At 66.3% G+C, this 26,924-nt stretch carries 11 protein-coding genes and 2 pseudogenes; 2 read left to right on the top strand and 11 right to left on the bottom strand.

Annotated elements, in window-relative coordinates:
• Positions 1–199 precede the first annotated feature (199 nt).
• A complete protein-coding gene (locus tag J8I33_RS09500; RefSeq protein ID WP_209934972.1) occupies positions 200–1,210 on the top strand; it encodes a D-2-hydroxyacid dehydrogenase in 1,011 nt (336 codons plus the stop codon).
• Here J8I33_RS09500 and J8I33_RS09495 read toward each other — a convergent pair.
• The 3 genes and pseudogenes from J8I33_RS09495 to J8I33_RS09485 form a co-directional block, all read right to left on the bottom strand.
• A complete protein-coding gene (locus J8I33_RS09495; RefSeq protein ID WP_209934965.1) occupies positions 1,199–4,180 on the bottom strand; it encodes a Tn3 family transposase in 2,982 nt (993 codons plus the stop codon). The two genes, J8I33_RS09500 and J8I33_RS09495, sit on opposite strands and share 12 nt — an antisense overlap.
• The gene (locus J8I33_RS09490) at positions 4,177–5,856 is read right to left on the bottom strand and encodes a site-specific integrase (protein ID WP_209934958.1); all 1,680 of its coding nucleotides are present in this window, start codon (positions 5,854–5,856) and stop codon (positions 4,177–4,179) included. Before J8I33_RS09490 ends, J8I33_RS09495 begins: the two co-directional genes overlap by 4 nt.
• Positions 5,857–6,310: 454 nt before the next feature.
• Positions 6,311–6,484, bottom strand: a pseudogene (locus J8I33_RS09485) (transposase); the annotation flags it as partial.
• On the opposite strand from J8I33_RS09485, the pseudogene J8I33_RS09480 reads away from it, so the two are divergent.
• Positions 6,479–6,619, top strand: a pseudogene (locus tag J8I33_RS09480) (IS110 family transposase); the annotation flags it as partial. The pseudogenes J8I33_RS09485 and J8I33_RS09480 overlap by 6 nt on opposite strands.
• A gap of 7 nt (positions 6,620–6,626) precedes the next feature.
• On the opposite strand, the gene J8I33_RS09475 reads toward J8I33_RS09480, so the two are convergent.
• The 8 genes from J8I33_RS09475 to asnB form a co-directional block, all read right to left on the bottom strand.
• A complete protein-coding gene (locus tag J8I33_RS09475) occupies positions 6,627–7,715 on the bottom strand; it encodes a cupin-like domain-containing protein (RefSeq protein ID WP_209934955.1) in 1,089 nt (362 codons plus the stop codon).
• A 151-nt stretch (positions 7,716–7,866) separates the two neighbouring features.
• On the bottom strand, positions 7,867–8,088 hold the full coding sequence (locus J8I33_RS09470) for an MbtH family protein (protein WP_209934951.1): 222 nt from the start codon (positions 8,086–8,088) through the stop codon (positions 7,867–7,869).
• A complete protein-coding gene (locus J8I33_RS09465) occupies positions 8,085–9,701 on the bottom strand; it encodes a cyclic peptide export ABC transporter (RefSeq protein ID WP_209934945.1) in 1,617 nt (538 codons plus the stop codon). Before J8I33_RS09465 ends, J8I33_RS09470 begins: the two co-directional genes overlap by 4 nt.
• A gap of 2 nt (positions 9,702–9,703) precedes the next feature.
• Complete coding sequence (locus J8I33_RS09460; protein ID WP_245171744.1) at positions 9,704–18,985, bottom strand: non-ribosomal peptide synthetase; 9,282 nt, start codon at positions 18,983–18,985, stop codon at positions 9,704–9,706.
• Complete coding sequence (locus J8I33_RS09455) at positions 18,976–19,830, bottom strand: phytanoyl-CoA dioxygenase family protein (protein ID WP_245171726.1); 855 nt, start codon at positions 19,828–19,830, stop codon at positions 18,976–18,978. Before J8I33_RS09455 ends, J8I33_RS09460 begins: the two co-directional genes overlap by 10 nt.
• 33 nt (positions 19,831–19,863) lie before the next feature.
• Positions 19,864–21,429, bottom strand: a complete 1,566-nt coding sequence (locus J8I33_RS09450) for an amino acid adenylation domain-containing protein (RefSeq protein WP_209934940.1) — start codon at positions 21,427–21,429, stop codon at positions 19,864–19,866.
• A 13-nt stretch (positions 21,430–21,442) separates the two neighbouring features.
• Complete coding sequence (locus tag J8I33_RS09445) at positions 21,443–24,808, bottom strand: condensation domain-containing protein (protein ID WP_245171773.1); 3,366 nt, start codon at positions 24,806–24,808, stop codon at positions 21,443–21,445.
• 194 nt (positions 24,809–25,002) lie between these two features.
• Entirely contained in the window at positions 25,003–26,904 is a 1,902-nt protein-coding gene (asnB, locus tag J8I33_RS09440) for an asparagine synthase (glutamine-hydrolyzing) (RefSeq protein ID WP_209935247.1), read from the bottom strand.
• Between the last annotated feature and the right edge of the window lie 20 nt (positions 26,905–26,924).

Raw genomic sequence — 26,924 nt, 5'->3', positions numbered from 1 at the left:
CGAAAATCGATCGATGGTCAACCAGACTTTCCGAAACGGAAAGGCGGGCGACGGCGCGAGTGCGGTATCGGCCAGGTGTGACGCGCCAGCCTTTCCATCCGGGAAAGCACGCTCCCGCAACGGTCAAACGGCGGCGCGCGCGCCGCGCGCAGAATCGGATCCGTTCCGCGCCGCCGGGCGCCTGTCAGCGAGACCCGCCATGTTTTCCGTTTCTTCTCCCGCGAAGATCGTGTTCCTCGATCGCGCGACGCTGTCGCCGCAGACCGTGCTGAAGCCGTTTCCGTTTCCGCACGTGGTGCAGACGTTCGACCGGACGGCCGCGCACGAAGTCGCGGCGCGCATCCGCGATGCGGACATCGTCGTGACCAACAAGGTGCGGCTCGATGCGACAACCGTCGCCGACGCGCGGCGGTTGCGGATGATCGCGATCGCCGCGACCGGCACCGATATCGTCGATCTCGATGTATGTGCGGCACGCGGCATCGTCGTGAGCAATATTCGCGGCTATGCGATGCGTACGGTGCCCGAGCACACGTTCGCGCTGATCTTCGCGCTGCGCCGCAGCCTCGTCGCGTATCGCGACGCGGTACGTGGCGGGCGCTGGCTCGACAGCGGGCAGTTCTGCTTCTTCGATCATCCGATTCGCGACCTGGCCGGTTCGACGCTCGGGATCGTCGGCGACGGCGTGCTCGGGCGTGCGGTGGCCGCCATCGCGCGGGCGCTCGACATGCGCGTGTTGTTCGCCGCGCACGACGACGCAGCGGGCGACGGTTATGCGCCGCTCGACACGCTGCTGCGCGTCAGCGACGTGATCACGCTGCACTGTACGCTCACGCCCGCGACGCGGCATCTGATCGACGCACATGCGTTCGCGCGGATGGCGCGCCGGCCGCTGCTGATCAATACCGCGCGCGGCGGGCTCGTGGACGAAAGCGCGCTCGTCGACGCGTTGCAGTCGGGGCAGATCGCAGGCGCGGGATTCGACGTGGTTACGCAGGAGCCGCTGCCGGCCGCGCATCCGTTTCACGCGATCCTGTCGCATCCGGCGTTCATCCTGACACCGCATGTCGCATGGGCCAGTGACGAAGCGATGCAGGCGCTGGCCGATCAGCTCGTGGACAACGTCGCCGCGTTCGTCGGTGGCGAGCCGCGGCATGAGGTCCGGCCGGGATTCGCTAAATATCCGCCATACCTCGGCCTAAGCTGCTGATTTGAATGCGAAATCGATGGTCGGATCGAGTGGTGGAACGGGGCGTTGCAGATCCAGCAGATAGTCCCCGAGCCGGTTGATATGCTCCCGCCGGTACGGTGACAGCACCTTGAGCACCTCGGCGTCGACCGGATGCCCCTTCTGCTGCAGCTCTTTCAGTTTGCGCGACATCCATTGCACGTTGTACAGGATCACCATATTTGCAACGAGGTGGTTGTACTTGATCACCTTGCGCTGCTCATGCCGGACGTTTTCCGCGATGACACCTTCGCCGCCGAACATCAGCCATTGCGCGAAATCGTTGAACTGCTCGCTCTTGTTGGTCGCCGCGTGAATCGTGCGGCGCAGCTCCGGGTCATTCAGATACTTCAGCAGGAACAACGTGCGGATCACGCGCCCCAACTCCCGGAATGCGAAGTAGAGCTTGTTCTTCGTGCTCTCCGAGCCGAGCCGGCGCAGAATCGTTGATGGCGTCATCTTGCCTGCCTTGATCGACACCGCGACGCGCATCATGTCGGGATAGTGCCGCTCGATCAGTTCCCAGTCAATCGCCTTGCGGCACAGGCTGTCGATATGCTTGTACTTGCGACGTCGGTCCGCCTTGTACAGAACAAGGTCCTTGATGTTGCGCATGCGCGGCATCAGATTGATGCCCGTCACGTAGGACAGGCCGAACACCGGACCACTTTGCGCCTGCGTATCGCCGTGGATCGTATCGGGCTTGACGTCGGCGCCGTTCAGGATCAGCCCATCAAGAATGTAGACGGCTTCGTGAACGCCGCACGGAATGAAGTGGCTGAAAAGCGCGATGTACATGTCGGACACGTGGTAGTAGCCGATCCCTCCATATCCGCCATAGCGGACGTGATACTCGGACAGCAGGTTCTGCTCGTACAGGCTCCACTTGGTGCCGTCCGCCGACGCCCGCTTGCCGCTGCCCCAGTATTTCGGCAACGCGAACTGGTTATAAGCGTTGATCACCTTCACGTTCGCCTTGTCGAGCCGCTCCTCGGTGACGTGCTTCAGGTTCAGCCAGGCAACCTGCTTGCGGCTGAGACCCTTTACCGAGCGCGCCGTCTGGCTGGGACCCAGGTTGCAGCCGTAGCAGAACAGCGTCGTGATGAAGCGCTTGCGCGGATCGTCGACCTTCGCGTCGAACCCGGATAGCGGGCCGAACAGTTTATGCAGGTCGAGCCACTGCTCGGTTTCGGTGAGGAGATCCAGGATGCTGACCTGCGGCATCGACGCCGAGATGGCCTGATCGATCAGCGTCCGGTTCGGTGGCTCGGGCTCCTTGCCGGGCTTGTGAATGACGAGTTCCTGATCGACGAACTCGATGCTGTCGTTCGCCGGGAAGTTCGCATCGGTCTCATCGAGCGCTGCATCCAGCTTATCCCGCAGGTCTTTCGCGAAGGCCTTGCAATCCGTGGGCAAGCCAACGATCTCGCAGTAGCGCGGCAGCTCACGCTGAAACTCTTCGTCGGAGACTTGATGCACGCGATAATCGTCGAAACGGTCGCTGCCCTCCACGTAGAGGTCGCCGGAATTGAGTTCCCGCATGATCTGGCTGAAGACGCCCAGCTCGAAGAACCGGCGGTGCAGCATCCGGCTGTCTCGGCCGTGCGGGAACACCGCACGCTCCCATTTTTCTGGAAGCCAGTCCAGCGGCAGGTTCGCGAGGTCGTTCTCCGTCAACAGCAGATATTCACGGTGCGCGTTCCGGAAGCCTTGCAACCAGGCGAGCGCGACCAGTACCGCGCGGTCCTGCGAGCTCGATCGCAGCGGCAGCACGTCCAGACACTGGAACAGCAGCGAGCGCTGGTTGCGATAAGGCACGAGCATGAACGGCAAGTCGAACTGGCCGGCATAGGCAATGTGCTCGTTGCACTGCGCGAGCGCCTCGGCCGGGTCGCCGAGCGCCTCGCGGATTTTCGGTAACCGGTTGCGCTCCGATACGCCCTCGTCCTGAAGGATTTGCAACACATCGCGGAACTGGCCGACCAGCCCCTCCAGCACATCGGCATGCTCAAGCTGGTATTTTTGCAGCCGGACCTTCGCATAGGATTCGAACTTGCGCACCACCTTGATGAAGATCTCGGCGACGTCGTCAAGCGCTTTCTGCAACTGCGCCTGAATGAAGAGCACCGCGAGCGCATAACGCTTCGCGGCCTTGAGCGAACGCAGTTCCGCGACGTCGAGCGCCCGCGCTTCAGTGACCAGTTGGATCCGCTTGCTGACAGACAGGATCGCGGGCGGCGCCGGTAAGCCTTCCGCCAGTCTCCTGATCCCGTTGATATGTTTCAGGAAGCTGGCGATCGCCCGTGCGGCTGGTCGCTTCGGCTCCTGTTTCAGATCGTCCCAACCCGACTTGCCGGCCCTGACGATGAGCAGCGCGTCGATCCGTTCGATGTGTGATGCATCGAGTGTGCCGCTGATGGCGCCGTAGATCGCCTCGTTGAGATCGTTGCGCGCCTGCGTGGCGATGCGCTGCAACGTCCCTTGCGGCGGCAGCTCATACCGGCGGCGGACCAGGTCCTCGATCAGCACATTGATGATGTCGGGCAGTTCGATCTTTGTCCGAGCCTCTTGCGCCGCGAGCTCAATCAGCCACGCCGTCTCGCTCGCATCAAACGCCCGGATGTCGAGCCAGCCGCGCAGCAGCTTCTGGTGACGGATGCGGCTGCCGGACACGTCGTATCGCGCGATCGCAGTCCGGGACACGGCGCGGGCCCGCATCGCGATCCGGATGTAATCGATGATGACGGACGGTACATCCACCAGCATCGGAAAGTAACCGAGACGCTGCAGCAGCTTCAACTGCACCATGATCAGCACGGCGGTGGATTCCTGCCGGGACTGCCGGCGCACGAAGCGGATTTCCGCGGTGCTTGGCGTGAACGCCGCCTTCAGCTCCGCCGCGCCCGGCTCAGCAGGTAGTACAGGATAGACGGTTTCGTGGACGGTGCTCATACAGCTGATCGTCGAGCGAAGATTCGTTCGATCTGTTGCATGCGCTGAACTTCGTCGTCGTCCAGGTAGATCGAGGTGGTCGTGATCGATGCGTGACGCAGGTTATCGCGCACAGTCGTCAGCGTCGCTCCGTTGGCCAGTGCGTGTGTCGCGTGCGTATGCCTCAGCCAGTGCGGCGTCGCGCGTCGCAGCTTGCCGGCGAGCGCGGGGTGGTCGACCTCGATAGCGTCGGCAGCGGTCCGGAAGAACCGGCGCAGCACCTCCCTCAGGCGCGGCGTGGTGATGCCGCCGGGGGCATCGAGATGGCCGAGCAGTGGCGTGTCTGGTGCCCATCGTGACGGGATCACCGACAGACCGCGCTGAATCAGGTATTGGTCCAGCGCAAAGCACGCGAGCGGCGGCAGCACCACCTTGCCGACCTTCGCGCCCTTGCCGGTGAGATGCAGCCAACGCTCGCCGCGCGCGCCGGTTTCAATGCCGCCGAGCGCTACGCCGACCAGCTCGCCTGCGCGCAGACCGGTCGCGTAGCCGAAGTCGAGCACGAAGCGCAGCCGCTGCGCGGCGGGCACCGTCCAGCCGTTCGACCATTCGAGGCCATCGGCAATCGTCCGGATCAGGTCCCACTCGCCGGCCGAAAAGGCGCGGGAAATGTCCAGTTCGCCAGCGCGCTGCGCGCCGCGCACCTTGAGGCCAGCGAACGGATTCGCCAGCACATAGCGCTGCTCGATCAGCCAGCGGAACATTGCGCCGAGCACCGACAGCGCGTAGGCGATGGAATCCGGCGACATCGAGCCCGTGAACGGCCGCCACTCGGGGGACGATCGTGGTCGCGCTGGTGCGACCCAGCGGCCACGCGGCGCTGGATGACGCAGGAAGGTACGGTAGGCGGTTGCATCTTCGCTGGTCAGCGAAGACAGCGCCTTGTTACGTTCGACGATCGCCCAGAGCAGCACGCGCTCGGCTTCCCGGCGATAGGCGCGCCGTGTTTCGATGGCTTCGTGCCGTTCGAGCCAGGCACTGATTGCCTGATAGTCGTTATCGGCCTCGAGCGCACACATCGGCTTCGGCGCGCGGAAAGTGCCACGCGAGCCGTCGACGTCATGCGGTACGCGAATGCTTTCCCACGGCGCCACAGGTTCCGGCGTTGCTACCACAATCAGCGCGCGGGCCCGCTCGGTAAGCGCGGGATGAGCGGCAAAGAAGGCTTCGATCCGGCGCGCGCTCCGCTCGCCAAGTCCGGGAATCGCGAGCCACCAGCGCCGGCGACGGGGAATCCGCACGGTCAGGTCGGCCAGTGTCCGGATGCCATGCCGATGCAGCGCGGGAACGACGTGAGGCGGCAGCCAGACATCAACTGGATCGCTCACCTGCGGTTGCGGGACCGCAAGCGTCGGCATGATGTCCAGCGCCCGGTTTGCGGCCTTGCGGTGGCGCGTGCGCTCGCCGGCGGCGCACTGGAATGGGGGGACCAAATCGTCGCGATGACGGCTGAGGACGAATTCGACGACCTGTCGGCGAAGCCAGCCGATCACCCCACGGGCCGACTGTCCGCCTTCGAGCGCCTGTGGGCAATAGCGTTCGATCGCTTCGCGCGAGCCAACGCCCGCGTACCAGGCGCGCAGCGCGGACAGGGACGCGGTGCCGGGCAAGGATGGTGGCGACAGAACGTTCGGCATCCAGAAATTATAGGCGGCGGGATGACAGCGGCGTGACAGTCAGGTGTGACGCGTTTTGCGAATCGGCAGTTTCACCGGAATATGCATCCCTATCGATAATATACGTTAGCGATATTCCGGCGCCGTGCCTATCAAACTCGTTGGCACGCCCGGCTGCAGATTCCCGAAAGCCATCAGATCCAGCATGGCCGCGTTCACGGCACCGGCGACCTGTTACTCATTACAACCACTCGCCAGAGTACTGATCAGGTGCGCAGCCGGTAGAATTCACCCAAGTCGACTTCTGGTATTGCGACATCCATTCCATTTCCTTTTGCCGCTCATCCCGCGGTCAAGCATCTCCTTGATGTTCCTCGTGCAAATGGCTGGCCTGGGCTCGTTAGCCATGTACCTTCCGGTGTGCGTAATACGTCGGACTTCAACGTTTCACATTCGGGGTGCTTTGCACTGGTCGCGTTTGCCAATACGTGTCGCCCCGTTTACTGATCCCGTGTAGGTTCACCTTGCCGCCTGAGCCTGTCTGCTTCGGTTCAAGACCGGCCCATGCAGCAAATTCCCGACCTGACCGGAATGTCTTCGCGTCACCCATCATCGCGACCGCTGCGGTCGCGGTAAGCAACCCGACGCCCGTGCGATCTGGCTGGCGGTGCAGCAATCCAGCCAACCCATAGCGGTGAAGTCCGAGATGCAGCAGGCGATGCTTGCACTGCGCCGGATGCGCCAGCAACTGGTGAAGTTTCGCACCGTGCAGATCAATGCACTGCTTCCTGTCACGCCTCGAATCCTCCACGTGTCATCAACACCGCCCACGCATCCTCTCGCAAGAAGCGATTCACCGACATTACCGCGCCGTTGCTGATGACCGTATGAAACCATCCGGCAGGCAAAACGAGCAACTCGCCGGGATGCAGTTCGCACTCGATCGGACTGGCTTGCCTTGCCAGCGGGAACCGCGCGAGATCGGGCTCGAATGGATCAAATCGCGCCAGCTGGAACAGATTGAAACACGCGCCCGGATAGAGAAATTCCGCGTCGCTAGGACCGTACAGGATGAATTTCTTCGAGCCTCTTGCCTGGCCAATCAATGCATGCAGAAAATCACGATGCAGCCGGGTACACGCGTTGAAATCGCGACGCCCCATCCATAGCTGGGGGCGTGTAAAACATTTCGGCTTCAGCAAGGGCAGTTCGAACGATTCGTGCATGGGTCCCGGAAGCGCACATCCACCGCTGTAGACGCCGCATCCGCCTCCATCCAATGCGTCATCGACTAGTGCCCCGAACGTCGACATGCCGGGCGTGGCGCCCAGTATGTCGGCGTCGAGCCCAACAAGCGGCAGATCGCCGAAATTCCGCTTGAGTTCGTCAAACGTCATGCGCCAACCCGATGCATCCAGCATCGCCGTAAGAATGATCGGCAGCCCCTCATGCAGCAGTTGGATCAATTGCCTTGAATGGACGGCCGCCACGCGGCGAATCTCCGTGCCGGGCGACGTCGGGCGCGTCGCTCGATCCATCAAGCGGCTCAGACGCGCTCGGCCGCTCCCTCCGCCGGGTTGCGCGGCATGCGCGATGAGCGAGACCAAATCGCGATCCCCGGTTGCCTTGATAGCGTCGCCCAACATCTCTCCAGGCTGATCGACGAGCCTGCGCAGCGTCGCGCCGGACATTTCGACCGCGGCGTCCGGATCCGGGTGCACACCTTCGAGGAATCGAATGCCCTCCGAAATCTCGGCATAAAATCGCCCGTCGACCGGATCGGTCACGAAGAATTGCACGACGCCGCCGCGATATCCCGGCAGGAAATACTGCTCGACACGTCGACAAAAGACCTGCTTGATGTCAGCGAGTGATTCCATTTTCTGTGCAAGCTGATGAGGATAAGCAGCGCACGCCACGCCTTCGCAAGGCGGTGGCATCGCGAAGCTTTCACGTGCGCGGCGACGGGGATTCAAGCGCTCCGTCGGTGATCGATCGCCCGCCGGGAAAGACCTCGCCGCCGATGAACGTTCACGGCGATTCGTGCACCTTGCTCTCAAGCGCCTGCCTGAGACTCAAGGGACGCATGTCCGTCCAGGTCTTTTCGATGTAATCGAGGCATGCCGCCTTCTTTCCGCTCACGCCCACCGTTTTCCAGCCTGCCGGCACGTCCTTGTAAACCGGCCAGATCGAGTACTGTTCCTCGTGATTGATGACGACGTTGAATTCGGTATCTTCGTGGTCCCAGCTCATTCTTCATTCTCCTGAGTGTGATGAATATTCAGATCTTTCATATGCACGATCGTGTCCGCGTCAGAGAAATAGTCGCTGTCGTGGGTAACGACGATCACCAGTTTTCCGTTTGCTGCGAGTTCGGGCAGGAACCGACGATAGAACAGCTCTCGATAGTTCGCGTCCTGATCGGCCGCCCATTCGTCGAAAATGCAAATCGGCTTATTATCGGCAAGCAGATTGAGCAACGCCAGCCGCTTGCGCTGCCCTTGGGAAAGGCGGGGTGCGGAGCGCCAACCGCCCGCCGCCGATAATTTGTCGTCCAGTCCGAGCAGACGAATCCATGTGCTCAACGACTGATTCCGCGCCGCACCGTGGGACTCGAAAGGCATGACGAAGAAGTCGCTATGGATCGCGCAGACGCAGCGCCGAAGCGTCGCCGCCGCGTCTGCGCCCAGCGCGACGTCGTTCAGCAATACGGCGCCTTCGTGCGCCGCGTACAGCCCGGACAGCACCTTCACCAATGTCGTCTTGCCCGAGCCGTTGCCCCCCGTGACGAACACCACCTTGCCTGCCGTCAGCGACAAATCGATCGGGCCCAGCGCCACGGTCCGCTCGCCCGCTTCCGCAGGATAGCGGAAGCGCAGGCCCTGTAGCGCGAGGCGACGAACGGCGGGTTCGAGCGTCTCCGAGGCGTTACGCAGCATGGGCGGAGGTTCAATCCGGGCAAGGCGTTCGAGCGCCACCTTGCCTGCGACAAGGGTCGGCACCAGTTCCATCAACGCCATCATCGGGCCGCGCAGCAAGAGCAGCACGAGCGCATACGTCGTCAACATGCTTGCGTGACCGGGCGACAGAGACAGATGGGCCGGCAATACCACCGCCGCGGCCAGGAGCATGAAGAAGATGAAATTGTTCCACTGCACGGTCGCGCCCCACAGCACGCCGCTCGCCCGCTTGCGTGAAGCGAGCCGGTGGCTCAGCGGTGTGAACGTGTGCTCGATGAAGCGTTGCCGGCGGCCGGCGTTGAGCCGGAACTCCTTCGCACCTTCAATGAGCGCGCGGTACAGCGCCTGCATCTCGTCCTCGTCGGTCCGCGCGTCGCGCAGCAGCCGGCCCAGGCGGGCGGAGGCATACCGGGCGACGCTCATGCCGACGAGCAATACCGCGGCCACCAGCGCGAAGTACGCCGGCGAAAGCCACATCAGGTATCCCAGGCCGAACACGACCAGGCCGATGCAGACGACGAAAGTCGGCAAGGTGCCGAGCGCGACGGACGCCTTGCCGACATCATCCGACAGCATCGAATACATATGGGGCACGCCGAGCCGCTCGTGCGTCTCGTATGGCAGGTGCACGATGCGGGAGACCGCCTCGGTGCGCAAATCGTGCGTGATCCGCGAGCCGATATGGCTCAGTGCGATTTGCGAGCACAGGCCGCCGAACACGGTCACGAGGAGCGCCACGACGAACACCGGCCAGGCGAAATGCAGGCCTGCGGCGCCGTCCGTCAGGGCAAACGCGATTTCGCGAATCGCCACGATGACCGCGCAGGACGACGCCAGGCCGGCAATGACGCACAGCGCGAGAAAGAACGCCCGTTCACGGCGCAACAACAGCATTCCGATTTGCATCTCTAGGTCGACTCCTGCGCCGCAACGGCGAGCGCGGTATGGTCATTGACGGTCATCGTGATCCACGACGCCACGTCCCGTACCCACGGCTGGCGCAACATCGCGTAGTGATGCGCCTCGATCGCATGCACGCGCAACAGCGCCGCTTCCGGCCAGCTCGACGAAGCCCTGACGCGATCGGGGCATGCGCTTTCGATCAATGAAAGGCAGGGTGTCGCCAGCCGATTTCCGCCGGCCGCGCCGGCTTGCAGCACCGCGACGGATACCGCACGCAACTCGGCCAGGGTGGCGTCGTCAGCGGCGGTGGGCAACAATCCCGCCGCCGCATCGAATGGCGCGCGCGCATCGTCGGGCAGCGCGGGCTCGTCGCCGGGCTGGCTTGTCACGCCATAGGCGTCGATCAAGAGCGCGGGCGCCGACAGCGTGAGCCGGGAAGCATCCTCACGATCGAGCAGATTTGCCGCCAGCATGCCGCCGAACGACCATCCGCACGGTATGGCCCGCTCGATACCGGCGTCCACAAGGACGGCCGAAATCAACCGGCACAGGGCGCTCACGGTCCGCTCGGCTCCATCGCGCCATCGCCGCAGCAACGGCAACGTGAGCGCGACGGTCGCGAGCCCGCCGGGCCACGGCTGCAACGCGTCCAGCAGCGCCGCATAGCAGGTGCCGTCGGCGCCCGGCGGGGCGATGAAGACCAGCATCGGCATGCGGCCGTCCCCGGCCTGCCAGACATGAACGGCCGCCGGGTCCGCATCCGTATCCGACGTCTGCCGGGAAGACTTCGGCGCCGCCTGCCGCGCCATGTGCATTGCCAGGCGCGTCGGCGTCGGTTGGCGAAAGACGTCGATGACTTGCAATGCCGTGCCGAAACGCGCATTGGCGAGGCGGATCATCTGCACGGCCATCAAGGACGTCCCGCCATAGTGGAAGAAGCTCTTGTCCATGTCGTCGACGGATACGCCCAGCACGGTTTCCCACAGCGCCGCGAGCCGGCTCGCCGCCGTACCGAACGATGGCGCCGGGCCGTGGCCGGCCGCCTTGCCGCGCGCCAGCCCGAGCCGTTCGCGGTCGACCTTGCCGTTGACGGTCATCGGCCACGCGTCGACGAAATGAATCGAGGCGGGAACCATGTAATGCGGCAAGCGAGCGCCGAGATGGCGCAGCACATCCGCCTCCCCGAGCAAGCCCGGCCGAGTCGGCTCGACGTAGGCGCGAATCTCGCACCGGCCATCATCCGTCAGCACCAACGCGGATTTCACTTCCGGCATCTGCTGGATGACGCTTTCCACCTCGCCGAGTTCGATCCGATAGCCGCGCAACTTGATCTGGCTATCCGTGCGACCGAGTATCCACAGCGTGCCCGACGCATCGCGCTTGACGCGATCGCCGGTCCGATAAAGCCGCGCGCCTGCGGCGAAGGGACTCGGAACGAATCGCTCCGCCGTGAGCCCGGGCGCACCGAGGTAACCGTGAGCGAGACCGCTGCCGCCGATATATAGCTCTCCTTCCACGCCGTCCGGGCAAATCCGCAGCGCGTCGTCCAGCACGAAATACGCCGCTGCGCCGAATGCCCGGCCATAGGGCACCGCATGCTGCCAGCGCAGCATCTGCGCCGCCCGGGCCGGCCCGATTTCATGGAAATTCGACCAGATGGCCGCTTCGGTCGCGCCGCCCAGCGCGCACCAATGCGCGTTCGGGAAATGCAGGCTGCCCGCGGCCGGCAAACTGACCGGAATTTTGTCGCCGCTCAGCATGACCAGCCGCAGCGTCTCGCTTCGAAACGTTTCGCCCAGCGCCTCGCAGCCGGCGAGCGCGAACTGCAGCACCGCCGGCGCGGAATCCCAGATCGACACTTCCCAGTGCGCCAGATAGGCGGCCAGCACCGCCGGATCGAACAGCATGCCTCGGTCGGCCACACACACCGTGGCGCCCGCGCCGAGCACGCCGAACACGTCGTAGACGGACAGATCGAAACCCGGCGACGCGCACCACAGCAAACGGTCGCCGGCGCCGACATCGAAGTGCGCATTGATCCACCCGAGCGTCGCGCAGGCAGCCTCGTGCCCGACCACCACGCCCTTCGGCACGCCAGTGGACCCGCTCGTGAAAAAGACATAGGCCGCTTGCGACGCATCGTGCGCGACAGGGACGGACAGCGGGCTCTCGTCGGCCCAATCCTGGGCTCGCACGACTTTCGCGAATCCACCCGGGAAGGATGGGCTCTGGTGCCTGTCCACGTCGTACAAGCACACGCTGCGCAGCGGCCCGGGTTCATCGGCCGGTAAACGCGCGGCGATCGCGTGCGTCGAGATCAGCTTGCCGATGCGATGGCGCGCGATGATGCCATCGAGACGCAGCGCGGGCACCTCGCTGTCGAACGGCACGAAGCAGCCGCCCGCCTTGCTGACCGCCAGCAACGCGACCACCAGCGGGTAGTCGCGCTCCAGGCAGAGCGCAACGCATTCGCCCGGTTGCAAACCGTCTCCCAGCAAGCGGCGCGCGAGACGGTTCGAGTCCGCGTCGAGCGTCGCGTAGCTGAATTCGCCGGATACGGTTCTCACCGCGATCGCCTCGGGCGTCGCCGCCGCATGGCGCGCAAACGCATCGGTCAATCTCGCATCGCCCGTCAACGGCATGACGCCGGGCGTGTCCGCTTCGACGCCCGGCAAGGCGGCGATCGGCAGGTCGAGATGCGTCTCCAGACAGGTCAGCAGGCGGCGCAACCGCGCGCCGAACGCGGCGATGGTCGTCGGCGCGTACAGCGCGCTCTTGTATTCGAGCGTCACCCACATGCCGTCCGGCGCCTCGTTGCAATGGCAGGTCAGATCGTACGGCGCCGCGCGACGGCCGCCGTGCGACACACTCCAGCGCAAGCCATGAGCGTCGCTCACGGCCAGTTCCCGGTCCGTGTGGACGAACGCGAGCTGGAACAGCGGATGGTATCCGGGAACCCGCTCGGATTGAACGCCTTCGACAATGGCCTCAAGACCAGGCTCCTGATGACGGAAGGCATCGACACACACGGCATGCACCTTGCCGATGAAGCAGGCAAGCGTGTCGCTCGACGAAAACCGGGTGCGCAGCGCCAACGTGTCGAGAAAGCAGCCTTGCATCGACCGCGTCGACACGATGGTGCGGTTCGTCACGGGTGCGCCAACGCAGATGTCCGTGCCGCCGGTGGTCTGATGTACCGCCATCTTGAACAACGCGAGCAAGCCGACGAAGCGCGACACGCGCAAGCGCGACAGGATCCCGCCGATTTGCTCGACCTCGTCGCGATCGATCAGGAATGCGCGCGCCGCGCCGTCGTGGCTCAGTGCCACGCCGCGCGGATAATCGACGGGAAGCGACAGGAATTCGGGGCAGCCGCGCAATTGCTCCCGCCAGTACGCCAGATGCGCGTCGTGCGCGTGGCCGCGCGCGCGTGCCCACGCGGCATAGTCGACATACTGCACGCGAGGCCCGGCGGGCTCCGTCTCCTGCGCATACTGTTGCCCGATCTCGTCGACCAGCAACGCCATCGAGGTGGCATCCGTGATGATGTGATGCGACACCATGGCCAGCAGCCACTCGCTTGCGGAGACTTTGGCCACCTGCAGCCGGAACAGCCCGGGGAGAGACAGATCGAAGCAGTGCGCCGCCTGGGCCGCGCGCCACGACGCCTCACGGTCGCGCCGTTCCGGTTCGGCGAGCATTGACCAATCCCGGCATTCCGGGTCGGGCGGCGGCGCCCGGTCGATGCGCGCGACGACGTCGCCGTCGACGAAATGAAACGACGTCCTGAACACTTCGTGGCGACGCAGGCATGCGCACAGGGCGCGCAGGAAGCGCTCGCCGTCCGTCACGCCTCGTACGCGCAGGACGACGGGGACGTTGTAATGGGTCGTCCCCGGATCGAGCTGATCGAGGAACCACATGCGCCGCTGCGCGCTCGACACGGGCAAATCCCCCTCGCGCGCGATCGGGCGAATGCCATCCCGCATGCCGTCCGCCGCAACGCCGGCTCGCGCGAGCCGGCCCGCCTCGGCTGCGAACTCGCCAAACACCGGGAACTCGAAAACCCTCGAGAGCGGTAACGCAAGCCCCGTGGCTTTCTCCAGATCCGACAACATGCGCAGCGCCAGCAGCGAATGGCCGCCCAGCGCAAAGAAATCGTCGCTGTCCGCGATCTCCTCCACCTTCAGCGCGTGACGCCACGTGTCGCGCAGCAGGTGATCGTACGGGTCCGTCGACGCGAACGGCGTGGGCGCCGTCGCCCTGCCAGGCATTTCCAGCAGCGCGAGCAGCCGGACGTCGATCTTGCCGCTCGGCGTGAGCGGCAGCGCGTCGAGTACCACGAAGCGGTTGACGAGCCGGCCATACGCGAGCGGACGGTTGTGCCCTGCGCGCGCGCGGAACGCCTGCCGCAGCGTCGTCTCGTCGATTGCTACACCCGCTTCCGGCACGCAGAACGCCGTCACGCCGGCGTCATCGTCCTCGGACGACATCGGCAGCACCACCGCGTCGCTGACGCCCTCGCACGCCCGCACGTCGGCGGTCAGGTCATGAAAATTGACCCACACGCCCCGCAACTTGCGCACGCCGTTCGCGCGCCCCAGATAGTCGATCCCGCCGCGATCGCCGACCCGACCGATATCGCGCGTGCGATACATGCGCGCGCCCGGCGTCGTTGCAAACGGATCGGGAATGAAATGCTCGGCGGTCAGCGCGGGTCGTCCGGCATAGCCGTGGGCCAGCGCGCCCCCGCCGATGCAAATCTCGCCCGACACGCCCGCCGGCGTTTCGGATAATGCGTCGTCCACCACGTACAGCGCGGCATGCGGATGCGGCCTCCCGATTCCGATCGGCGCGGGCGGCCCGGCCCGCCGGATGTCCTCGAAGCTCGCATAGATCGAGCATTCGGTCGGGCCGTACAGATTGACGATGCGGTCCACGCCGGTTTCGGCGAAGACGCGCTCGACCAGCTTCGGCGGCAGCGGCTCGCCCGCGACATTCAACGTCGCGGCGCCCGCCGGAAAACGCCCTTGATCGAGCAGCACCCGCACCTGCGATGGCGTGCCGCTCACGCACGTGAGCGGCACGCTCGCCTCGGCGGCGTCGAACAAGGTCTCCAGCAGCGTCGCACAGCCTCCCAGCGCCCAGGGCGCAAACATCTCGAACAGGGAAACGTCGAAAGTCAGCGCCGTCGCGAACGTGCTGGTGCGATACGCGTGCGCGGAATACGCGTCACCCGCCCACTCGATCAGCGCGAGCACGCCCGCGTGCGGCACGGTCACGCACTTCGGACGCCCGGTCGATCCCGAGGTACGGAAAATCGCCGCGCCCGCTTGAGCGTGACGCACGACAGGGACGTTCACCGGCGCGGCGCCCGTCGGCGCCACCAAGCGATCGAGCGCCACAGTGCGCAAGCCGTCCAGTTCGGCGCACGCGGGCTCCGCCAGGATGATCGCGTCGAGGCGCGCGTCGCGCGCATGCTCCCGCCATTCGGCGAATCCGGCTCGAACGTCCATCGGGCTGTATGCCGCGCCTGCACGCAAGATGCCGAGCAGGCAGACGATCGCAGCCGACGAACGCGGCGCGCCTAAGCCGATGCGGGCCCCTGCCGCCAGGCCTTGCGCATGCAGCCGGGCCGCGACGCGATTCGCGCCGGCGTCCAGCTCGGCGTACGAGAGCGTCGTCGCGCCCTCTCGCAGCGCGGGTCGGTCCGGCATACGCCGCGCCTGTCGGGCGACGATGCCGCATAGCGAGCGCAGGTCGCCTGGCACGGCGGCGTCGGACATCGCGGGCACGGCGGGCGGTACGCGCGCGGTTTGAACCGCCAGCGCATGCACCTTCGCGTCGGGACGCGCCGCCCATTGCTCGAGGATCGACACATAGTCGACAGCGAGGCGCTCGATCAGCGCCGGATCGAGCCGGTCCTCGCGAAACTCGAATTCGCCGTAAGCCATGCCCGCCACGAGCGTTACCGTGCAACCCAGCTTGAACTTGGCCTGCCGCGTGTGCTGGGGCACACCCCGCAACGCCAGGCTTGGCGGCGCCGACAGCGACGGCGGGAAAGCCTGGAATGCGAACATGGCCTCGAACAACGGCGAGGCATCGAGGTGCCGCTGCGGTTGCAGTGCCTGCACGACTTCCTCGAACGGCGCGCTCGCATGCGCGAGGGCCGCCAGGACCGTTTCCCGGGTCGATGCCAGCAGATCGGCCAACGGCGTCCGCGCCTCGATCCGCATGCGTAGCACGGCGGTATTGACGAACAGCCCCACAATCGGTGCCACGCCGTCCCGATCGCGGTTCGCCACCGGCGCGCCGATGCACAGATCGGCTTGCCCGCTGTACCTCGACAGCGCGATCGCGAATCCGGCGAGCAAGATCGCGTGGATCGACGCGCCCTGCGCGGCAGCAATCTCGCCCAGTCGTTCGCACAATGCCGTCGACAGTCGGAACGGACGTTGGCCGGCCTGCGGCCCGGCATGCGCTTCCGAATGCCGGGCCGGCAAGGTCAGCATGGGGGGCGCATCGTCCAAATGAACGCGCCAATAGGCCAGATCCGCATCGATTGCCCGCCGCACCTCGTCCGAACGTCGCCAGCAGCAATAGTCCCGATACTCGGCCGGCAAGACGGGGAGCGCGTCGTCGGCCGAATATAGACGCAGCCAATCGTTGACGGCCACGCCCAGCGACCAGCCGTCCGCCACGATGTGATGGAGCACGACACAAAGGTAGTGCACCGCCTTATCGCCGGTGCGCACGAGCCGCGCCCGGATCAGCGGCCCCGCACGCAGATCGAAGGGCGCGTCGAGATCCCGCGTGACGTGCTCGGGCAAAGCGTCATCCGGCGCCGGGTCCGCATCCCACAGCACGTCCTCGAGGACGACCGAGCCGGCCGGCAGCAGGCATTGCCGGATCTCGCCGTCGACCTCCCGAAACACCGCGCGCAGTTGCTCGTGCCGCCGGATCAGTGCTGCGAACGAGGTCCGCAACGTGTTCACGTCGAGCGGACCCTCGATCCGATAGGCCGTCTTCAACACATAACGGTCCGATACGGACGGCAAGCGGTCGAGCACCCACATCCGTGCCTGCGCGTCCGAAACCGGGTACGAGAGCGCGCCGTCCTCCTCGACGTTCGCCCATTCATCACTGCGGGCGTCCGGGTGCCTGTACCAGGCGGCAGGCGTGTCGCCGTCGTCGCGCGGGGTCGCCACGACGGCGAAGCGCGCGACCGTGCGGGCGTCGAACAGTTGATGCAGCGCCGCCGCGCAGCCGAACTGGCGATTGATCTCGGCGACGATCAGCGCCGCCGACAGCGAGTTGCCACCGACCGAGAAGAAATCGTCGTCCGGTCCCAGCCCCGGAAACTGCAGCGTATCCGCCCAGATGCGCAGCACGGCCGCCTCGTGCGCATCCCGCGCCGGACGCTTGCGCGACGTTTCGTCCGCGTCGCGCCCGGTTCGCCACAATTCGTCCAGGTCCGGCATGCCGCCGACCTGCTCGATCATCCACGGCACGACGCGAAAGCGCGTCGGCACGCAATGTATCGGCAGCGAGGCGTACAACTGTCGGCGCAGCGCCGCGAGCGCGAACGCCGCGTCGTCGACGATGAGATGCATGACAAGGCCGTGTTCGACGTCATGCGTCAACGCCGCGCGATGCACGCCCGTCACGGCCCGCGCGCACTGCTCGACCGCCGCGACGTCGATCCGTCCGCCGGGCACATCGTAGTGTGCGGGGGGGGCCTCGAGCGGCCGGAGGCCGCCGTCCGCCAGACGCCGCGCCAGCGCTCCCGTGCGCGTCGCCGCCGCGTCATCGTCAAGCCGGCACAGTTCGCCGACGAAGCCGACGGGAACCGGCACGCCCCAATCATCGAGCGCGTCCGCCGTCCCTTCCCGCCAGGGCGCCGCGACACGCGGTCCGGCGAAGCCGAGATCACGGACCGGCGCATCGGGGTTCCGTGCCGTGTCGGCAAGCATCCGCAAATACATGTCAAGCCACGCCTGCGCCGTCGCGGGCTCGATGATACCCGCATCGTATTCGAGCACCACCTCCACGGTCTCGCCCTTCTCGTAGGCGGTGACCTTGAGGTCGTACGCCGATCCGGCATCGATGCCCCCCATCTGGGCCAGCTCGACGTCGCCAAGCCGCAAGCGCGACCCGGACGTGTTCATGAACGCGAACAGCGCTTGCGTGAACGGGACCCGGGCGGGGTCCCTGACGGGACGCAGGCGCTCGACGAGATACTGGAAAGGAACCGCTTGCCGCGCGATGCCTTCGAGCGTGGTCTGCGCCATGCACGCGACGAAATCGCGAAACGGCTGATTGGGCCTCACCTCCTCAACGATGACGATCGTATTGAAAAACAGGCCCACCGTCCGCTCGAAGGCGTCGTCGCCGCGATTCGCGACGAGCGTCGCGACCGGCACGCGCGTGAGGCGGGACAAGCGCCATAGCAGCACGTCGAACGCCGCGAGCAGCACGGGAAACAACGTAAGATGCGCCGCGCGCGCGAAATCGTGCAGGCGCGGCGCCACCGTTTCCGACACTGTTCCCGTCGCCACCCGCTTGCGGGACACGCCTGTGACGCTCCGCTGCCGATCGACCGGCAGCGCGAGCTGCGTGGGTAGCGCGCCGAGGCGATCGGTCCAGTAAGCGGTCGCGCGGGCGCCCTCCTCCGAATCCAGCCACGCGCGCTGATGCCGCGCGAACTGCAGATAGCGCGCGTCGTCGCCGGACCGCGTGGGCGGCGGCGGCGCGTGTCCGGCGTAGCGCGCCGCCAGCTCCTGGTGCAGCAGCCCCATCGACCAATCGTCGGCCAGCAGGTGGTGCACCGTGAGCAGGAGATAGCTGTCGCGATTCGACAGGCGCACCAGCGCGAATCGGAAGAGCGGCGCGACCGACAGGTCGAACGGCGTCTCCCGGAAGCGCGCGCGGATGTCCTCGAGCCGCGCCACCGCTTCGTCGCGTTGCAGGCCGGACCAGTCGTGAATCGGACACGCGACGCGCACGACGCCGTCGAAGCGCTGCACGACGCCCTCGTCCTCGTCCGCGCGCGGCACGAAGCGCAGATGCAGCGCCGGATGGCCGGCGAACGTATCGGTCAGGCTGCGCGCGAGCCGTGGAAGGTCGACGTCGCCGCGCAACACAAGGACATCGGTCATATGAAAATGCGCCGCGTCGCGATCGATCCGCATCGCGCGGTACATCTGCTTCTGCCCCCACGTGAGGGGCGCTTCATCGCCACCGCCGACCGGATCGGCCGGCAACCTGCTTCGCTCGTTCATCGCCATGGGCCGCCTACAAAGTTATCGGAAAATTTCAGCGGGCTCGACAGCGCCCACGACAAGGGATCCCCGGCTGCCGGACGGCGCCTTGCCGAGCGCGTGAAATAGTCGGCGCCGAAGCCTGGCGACGTGAACATGCAGTTGAACAGCCAGCGTTCGCCTTTCACGAATTCGCCCGCGCGGTGATAGCCGCGCGCGTCGGCAAAGACCAAAGTTCCGGCCGGGCCATCGCAGGAGACGGCCCGCTCGTCGAGGCGGTCGGGCGGCAGCCAGACCCGGCTGCCCTGCTCGCCCTTGCTGTGCGTGCCGCGCGCGTAGCGCATCGCGCCGTTGGGCGCGCTGATGTCGTCGAAGTACGCGAACACGCGCACCACCATCGCATCGCACAGCCCGTCGCGGTGCCATTTGAGATTCTCGGAGATGGCGCTCGGCTGGTGCCTGAACACCGCGTACTTCCGCAGTTGAGCGAACATGCCGAAATATGCGTTGACGATTTCGAGAATCGGCGCCTGGCAAGCGAAGCGCGCGAAGAGGCTGTCCGGTTCGAAACGCGGGTAGGAACCCAGCACGTTCGACATGAACGCATAGACCCGTGCCTGATCGGAATTCAGCGGAACGCGCTTGCCGCGCAGCGTTTCGACCTTGCGCGCATGCTCGCGCAGCGCGTCGAACAACGGCTGCATCCCGGCGAACCGGCCGACGTGCGTGATCGCCAGGCCGCCATCGTCGAGCGCCGCCAGCACGCGTCGCCCCTCGTCGCAGAGCGCGACGCGGTGACGGCGGTATTCAAGCGTAGAGCGCCGGTTCAACACGTTCCGGTACAGGAAATCGCACTCGACGAGGCGATACAAGAGACGGTTGGCAAGGTTCATGGGATGGACTTTTCATTGAAACGGGTTCAACGCGCGCAGGAGCGTGGCGATGGCGCCGCGGTCGGTCTTGCCGCGCGCGTTGAGCGGCATCGCGTAAACGAATTCGATCAGCCTCGGCACCATATACGCCGGCAGCGCCGCCGCCAGCCGCTCGCGGCACGCGTGACGCAGCGCGTCGAGAGAACCGTCCGGCTCCGCGCGTTCCATGACGGCCACCAGTTCGGCGCGCGCGCCGTCGCGGTACAGCGTCACCGCCGCCGCCCGCACGCGCGGGTCCCGCAGCAGCACCGCCTCGATCTCCTCCGGCTCGATCCGATAGCCGCGCAGCTTGATCTGCAGATCGAGCCGGCCGAGAAATGTGTAAACGTCGCCGCGTCGACTCACCCGGTCGCCCGTCCGATAGCACCGGCCGCGTGCGAACGGCAATTCGACGAACGCGGCCGCCGTCTGCTCCGGCGCGCCGACGTAGCCGAGGCCGGTCGCCACGCCGCCGATCAGCAATTCGCCGGCTTCGCCGTCGGCGACGCGCTCGAGCGCGGCGTTCACGACGTGCAACTCGGCGCCAGGAATCGCGCGCCCGATGGGCACGGTGTGGCCGTCCGGCGCGCATGCCATCGCATGATGCGTCACGTCAACTCCGCACTCGGTCGGGCCGTACGCGTTGACGAGCCTTGCGCCGCTGGCCTCGAACCAGCGTCGCGCCACAGCGATCGGCAAGGTCTCTCCCGCCGTCACCATCACGCGCAGCGTGTCGGTCAGGCGCGCGTCGCGCCGCCGCACGACATCGAGGAGCATGTTCAGGTAGCTCGGAACGGCCTGCGCCACGGTCACATTCGCGCGGGCCAGGGTATCGAGCAACGCGGGGGGATCCGCGACGACGTCCTGCGCGACGAACGTCACGCTGCCGCCGACGAGCCCCGCCACGAGGAACTGCCAAACGGACAGGTCGAACGCGAAAGGCGCCGTCTGCGCGATCCGATCGCTCGCGGCAAGGCCGAGGGCGTCGACTTTCGCCCACAGGTGATTCACCAGATTCGCCTGCGACAGCACGGCCCCCTTCGGCGTCCCCGTCGAGCCGGATGTGAAGATCACATACGCGGGATCGTCGAGCCTCGCGTCGGACCGTGCGCCTTGGGGTCGCGGCCCGAGCACGACCCAGTCCGCGAGGTCGATGGCCGTCACCGCATGGCCGGCGTCGGTCTCACACGCCGTTTTCGCACGCGCGTCGGCGAGGACCAGCGTGCATGCGCAGCGCGCCAGCATCTGCCGCCGCCGCTGGGTAGGCGCCTCGGGATCGATGGGCAAATACGCGGCGCCGCACTTGAACGTCGCGAGGATCGCGGCGAGCGTGAAGACGTCGCGATCGCGCGCAATCGCGACGATCGCGCCGCGACCCACATCTCGTTCCCGCATTTCGTGCGCGAAACGCTCCGCCATCCCATCCAGCTCGGCATAAGTCGCGCGCCGCACTGCGTCCTCGGCCGCGACCGCCGACGGGCGCGCCCGCGCCATATCCTCGAACAGCCGGATATAAGGCACGCGCCGCGTTGCCCCGATATCGTCCAATGTTGTCAGCATGGGGTCCGCGCGCTCAAAGCTCGATGTCGTCGAACGTGTCGGACGACACTGTCCAGTCGATCAGGTCGCTCAGGCCCGCGATCGTGACCGCCTCGAACACGTTGCGGATATCCAGCTTCACGCCCAGTTGCGCCTGGATCCGCTGCACGATCTTGACCGCGCTCAGCGAGTGTCCGCCAAGCTCGAAGAAGCTGTCGTAAATGCCGATGTGCCGGTCGGCGGGCAGATCCAGCACGTCGCGCCATATCGCCACGAGCGCGCGCTCATTCTCCGCGCGGGGCACGCCCTCGAGCTTGACCGTCGACGCCTCGCGCTCGGCGCCACGCGCGGCCAGCGCCACGCGATCCACCTTGCCGGTCCGGCCGCGCGGTAGCGCCTCGAGCTGCGTGATCCGTGCCGGCACCATGTAGAACGGCAATCGGGCCTGCAGGATCGTGCGCAATTGATCGGGAAGCAACGCCTCCACATCTTGCCGGCGGACGGGAAAACGCGCCTTGAGCAGCCGCGCGAAGCCTTTGTGCTTTTCCATCGGCAGCGGCCGCGCCCGAACGAACGCGACGATCGACGGCTCGCCGCGCAGATCCGTCGACGCGACGACCACCGCCTCGTCCACGCCTTCAATCGACATGAGCGCATGCTCGATCTCATTGAGATCGATCCGATAGCCGCGGATTTTCACGCGCTGGTCGCTGCGACCGCGCAGCATGAGCCGCCCCGCCTCGTCCCACGAACCCAGATCGCCACTGCAGTACATGCGGCTGCCCGGTTCGCCGAACGGATTCGGCACGAACTTTTCCGCCGTGAGGCGCGGATTGTCCGAATAGCCCCTGGCCAGCGCGTCGCCCGCAACCGCGATCTGCCCCGTGACGCCAATCGGCGCCGGCCCCAGGTAGGCATCGAGCACATAGACCGCTGTATTCGGAGCGACGCGGCCGACCGGCACCGGTCCATCGCCGGCTACGTCGTCGTCGCAGGCGTGGAACGTCACCGGGCAGGCCTCGGTCTGCGCGTAGGTGTTGTAGAGCGTCGCGTCCGACATCGCGACGAAGCGGGCCGCCAATTGCCGGTCGAGGTTCTGCCCGACGCAGTACACCAGCTTGAGATCCGGGCAGCGGGCCGGCACCCGCTCGTCCAGCAGCGCGGCGAGGACCTGGGGCAGGACGCTGAAATGGGTGATCCGATGTCGCTGCAGCATCTCGCCGATATAGGCCGGATCCTGATGCCCGCCCGGGCGGCACAGCACCAGGGTCGCGCCGTTGAGAAGCGGCCACAGCAACTCGCCGACGAGCCGCGCCGAGCTTGTCGGCGTGGTGACGAGCAGCCGGTCTCCGGGGCCGATCGGATGAGGACACGTGTGCACCAGTTGGCCGCTCAGCACGCTCGCGTGCGACAGCTCGACCGCATTCGGCACGCCGGTCGAGCCCGAGGTCATGAAAACGAACGCTGTCTGCCCGACGAACACCGGGCCTGGCGCGGCCGCCGGAGCGGTCGAGGCGCGCGCCGCCAACGCGTCGAGCGTGACGACCTCGACCGCGCCTTCGCCCACGGATTCGGGCGCCTCGTCGCGCAGCAGCATGTCGATCCGATGGGCGCGTCTGGCCTCTTCGATCCGCGGCGCGGGCGTCGCGTGGTCGAGCATCGCGCACGCTCCGCCCGCGCGCAGGACCGCGAGCACCGTCTCGACCATGCGTATCGAGCGATCGGCGAGCACGCCGATCCGCTGCTCCGGTGCCCGCCCGGCCAGCGGCGAGGCACCAGCCAGCTTCGCGCTCGCGTCGGCGAGCGCCCGGTAGGACACGACCGTGTCGCCGTCGATCATCGCGGGACAGTCGGCAAAACGCGCAGCCGCGCGCTCGAACCAGGCGTGGATCGCCGCGGGCGGCGCCGCGTCCCGCTGCGCCGGGTGCGGCGCCGGGCACTGCTCGCGAACTTCGTCCTCCGCCAGCATGTCGAGCAAATGGATGCTCGTGCCCGGATGAGTCACGCCCTGCTCGAGGATCCGCAGGAAATGGCGGATCATCCGCTCGATGCGACTCTGCGCGAACAGCTCCGTGTCGTATTCCATCCCGCCCAACACCATGCCGTCCCGCTCGCGCAGGTACATGTAGATGTCGTACTTCGTGGTCGGATGCGGCACGGTGAAACGCGGCTTGTCATGCAGCTTGCCCGTATTGATCTGAGGCAACTGGATATCGGCCCATCGGATGTTCTGCACTGAGAAGAACGCGCGGAACAGCGAATAGCGGCTGAGCCGCTCCCCCTTGGCCCGCACGCCCAGCGCCTCGACCACCGATTGATACGGCGCATCCTGGTGTTCGTAGGCTTCGAGCGCGCATGCGCCGACGCGTCGCACCGCCGCATCGAAGGTCGGATTGCCGCCGAGTTCGGTGCGCAGCGCGAGCGAGTTGATCGTGAAGCCGATGACGTCCCGCATCGCATCCGGCCCGCGGTTCGCGTGGGGCGTGCCGACGACGATATCGGTCTGTCCCGTATGCCGCGCCAGCACGATCTTGAAGGCGGTCAGCAATACCATGTAGAGCGTGACGCCGTGGCCGCGCGCGTATGCATTGACGCGCTCGAGCAGGTCCGGCTTGATCAGGACGAGGCAGTTGCTCGCCCGGTGGCTGCGCCGCTCCGGCATCGGGAAATCGGTTTCGAGCTGCAGCGGCTGCGCATCGGCGAGCCGGTCGACCCAATAGTCGACATGGCGCGCATGCGCGCCGCCATCGCATGCCTTGCGTTGCCAGAGCGCATAGTCGCCGAACTGCGCCGGCACGGGCGGCAGCGAACACGGACGGCCGTGCAAGATATCGTCGTAGTGCGTGCGGACCTCGCGATCGATGATCGCGACCGACCACGTGTCGCATACGATGTGATGCAAGGACACGATCAGCACATTCTTGCGCGGCGCGACGATCAGCAGCGTGAAGCGGATCAGCGGGCCGTGCTCGAGATCGAACTGATGGGCCGCCTCCTTGTCGACGCGCTTCCATCCGCTCGCTTCTTTCAATGCGTCCGGCACCGGCCGCAAGTCGACGCGCTCGAGCGCGGGCGGCCGGCTGGCATGCACGATCTGCGCGACGCCGGCATCGTCCTGCCGGAACGTCGTGCGCAGGATCTCGTGACGCTCGATCATCCGGCCGATCGCCTGAACGAGCGCCGCCTCGTCGATCTCCTCTTCGGGCAAGCCCATCGGATACACGACGTTATGTGCGGTATCGCCGCCCTCGTACCGGTCGATGAACCACAAGGGCTCCTGATAGCTCGCGAGCGGTATGCGCTCGCCAGGCGCGCGTGGCGGAACGTCCGTTCCTTTCGGACCCGCGAGGCCTTTTTCCGCGAGCAGTGCGCGGTAGCGCTCTTGTTGCTCGGCGGACAACAACAACGTATCCAGGTTGCTCAAGTTCTGCTCCCAATGACGTCACCTCGAACCGGAATGCGTCCAGTCCGCACGTGATCCAGCCCATCAATTCGACGTACGGCGCACCTTGTCACCGACATCGCCTCCCACACTGGCCGCATGCCAGCCGCTGCCTGACGCGGGCGGCTCCGGGGCGGCCTTGCTCCGGTTCTTCATTCGCTCACGCCGAACGCGCGCTGCAGCACGAAGAAACTGAGCGCCATCATCAACAGGCTGTCGATCCGCTCCTTCGCCTTGCTCGACAACGAGGGCAGCGCGCTTTCCAGTTTCAGCAAGCGCTGGCGGTCGAAGATCGACGAATGCCTGACGCTGTCGCCATGCAGAACGTCCTGCAAATAGCGCCGAAACGCGCCGCGCCGCGAGGCGGTAATCGGCGGCGCCTCGAAAGGCTGCTTCCGCGCACGCCGCGCGCACTCGGGCGTTAGCGATGCGACGGCCTCCCTGAGGAAGCGCTTCTCCCGCAGGTCGTCGGCGAGCCACGCATCGGGCAGCGCCTGGGCGACGGCGGCGACGCGATTGTCCAGATACGGGTAGCGCGTCTCGACGCCGTGCGCCATGTCCAGCCGCTCAGACACGAGGATGTGATTCGCAAACAGCGACTTGCGCCAAAGATGCAGCGACCGCTGCATGGCGGAAGCGGAGGGTTCGCCGAACCCGCCCGTCGCCTCCATCAACATGTCGTAGGGGTTGTCGCCGTGAAATTCGTCGAGAAAGGTTTGCGCAAGCAGTACGCGCATGCCGCTGCGCTGGTGGTTCCAGCTCGTCACGAGGTAGGGCGCCCTGTCGCCGTGGCGTGCGGGGGCCAGCTCGAAGATCGGCAACGCCTGCCCAAGCTCCGCCGCGAGCGCCGAACGGCCGCTCTCGAGCACGTGCGCGATCAGCGCGCGCTGCGCGGACGAGCGCTCGCACAAGCCGTCGATCACGGAAAATCCGTATCCGCCGAACAGCTCGTCGGCGCCGTCGCCCGACAGCACGGCCTTGTACCCTTCCGCGGCGACCGCGCTAGCGAGCATCCAGCGCGCGGAACCGATGAAGTTGAAGCCGATGGTTTCCGCGTGCCGCACCGCATCCTCGAAGTGAGCGACGAGTCGCGCCTCGTCGAGCGCCAGGACGCGATGGCGAATGCCGAGGCCGGCCGCGATCTCCGCCGCTGCGGCCGCGTCGCCTGCGTAAGCGCCGAAGTCGACGGTGAAGGCTTCCAGTCCGCGTGTCCGGTGCCGCACGGCCAAGGCAGCGAGCGTCGCGGAATCGACGCCACCGCTCAGATGGCAGGCGATCGGCACATCGCCTGCCAGCCGATCGCGCACCGCCAGATCCAGCCGTTCGCGCAATTGCGCCATCAACGCGCGCGGCGGCTCGCCCGCCCAGCGTGGCGGCGTGCCACCGTCCGCGGTCGGCTCGGGCTCGTAGGGCGTCACCCGCCATCCGTGCGCGTCCCATTCGAGCACGTGCCCGGGCGGCACCTGATGGATGCCGTCGAACAGCGTCTGGGCGGGTCCGATCGACGCGAAAAAATGCTGGAACAGCGCGCCGTGATTCCAGCGCAATCGCGCGCCCAACGCGACGAGCGCCTTGATCTCGGACGCGAGATGAATGCCGTCTTCGCAAAGGCGGTAATAGAGCGGCTTCACGCCCCATCGGTCGCGCACGGCATACAGTTTCCGCACCCGCGGGTCCCAGATGACACCGGCAAACTCGCCATTGAGCCGCCGCACGAAATCGATGCCCGCATCCCGATAGCCGTGCAGCAGCACCTCGCAATCCGATTCCGTGACGAAGCGGGCGCCGCGCGCCTCCAACTCCCGTCGCAGCGCCGCATGCCCATATATTTCTCCGTTGACGACGGTCCACACATCTTCCGCATGAAACGGCTGCATCTGCTCGGGTGGGCCGACGAGCGCGAGACGGTGAAATCCCATCGCGCAGCGGCCATCGGATGCTCGCCACAGCGCCCGCCCGTCCGGGCCGCGATGGCGCAGCGCATCGAGCGCATGCTCGATGCGCTCGGCCGGCACGACTGCGTCACGATGACAAGCGACGACGAATCCACACATCCTGTTCCCTGTCCTGTTCG

It is taken from the genome of Burkholderia sp. AcTa6-5 (assembly GCF_017815075.1).
Taxonomy (GTDB): Bacteria; Pseudomonadota; Gammaproteobacteria; order Burkholderiales; family Burkholderiaceae; genus Burkholderia; species Burkholderia sola.
This window is presented reverse-complemented; position numbering and strand designations above follow the sequence as displayed.